We start from the raw sequence: 698 nt of genomic DNA, 5'->3' as shown, positions 1-698 counted from the left end.
GTATCGCATGGCTCCTCTACCTTTCTAACGCGGTAGATATCGTCGTTGCCCTTCCCGCCTGCGCGGTTAGAGGACACATAGCCCATACCGGTGGCATCGTCATAGCTAAGGGCAAAGTCGTCTCCGCTGCTGTTCACAGGTACCCCCATGTTGTCAACACCGGACATGTCCGCCTTCACCTGGAACATATCAAGCCCTCCTAGGCCCAAGTGCCCGTTCGAGGCAAAATAGAGCTCACCGTTGCTCCCCGCAAATGGGAACACCTCGTGCCCCTCCGTGTTGATCTTAGATCCAAGGTTCTCAGGTTCTCCAAGACTGCCATCGGCATTGATGCTTGCCTTGTAAAGGTCAAAGCCGCCCATACCCCCCGGCATGTTGGAGGCAAAGTACAGGGTATTCCCGTCTGCGCTTACCGCTGGGTCCTTTACCGAGTAGCTGTCGCTGTTGATCGCAAAGCCCTCTGCAGGTCCCCATTTGTCGCCTACCTTGTTCGAGCGGAACAGGTGGATCACACTGATCTTCGTGCGGTCCTCCTTCTCGTATACCTTCTCAAAGAAGCTCTCACGTGAAAAGTACATCGTGTTGCCGTCCGGTGTAAAGGACAGCGTACCCTCGTGGTACTTCGTGTTGATCTCCTTGCCCAACAGCTCACCTTCCGTGAAGCTGCCGTCCTCGCCCTTGGCGAATCTGTAGATGTC

The 698-nt window shown here is 55.3% G+C and carries 1 protein-coding gene; it reads right to left on the bottom strand.

Annotated features, from left to right (window positions below; translation table 11 throughout):
- On the bottom strand, positions 1–698 hold a 698-nt coding region (locus AC6I5C_RS17825; protein ID WP_497906350.1), incomplete at both ends, for a TolB family protein.

The organism is Mangrovimonas sp. sgz306409 (assembly GCF_059735265.1).
This window is presented reverse-complemented; position numbering and strand designations above follow the sequence as displayed.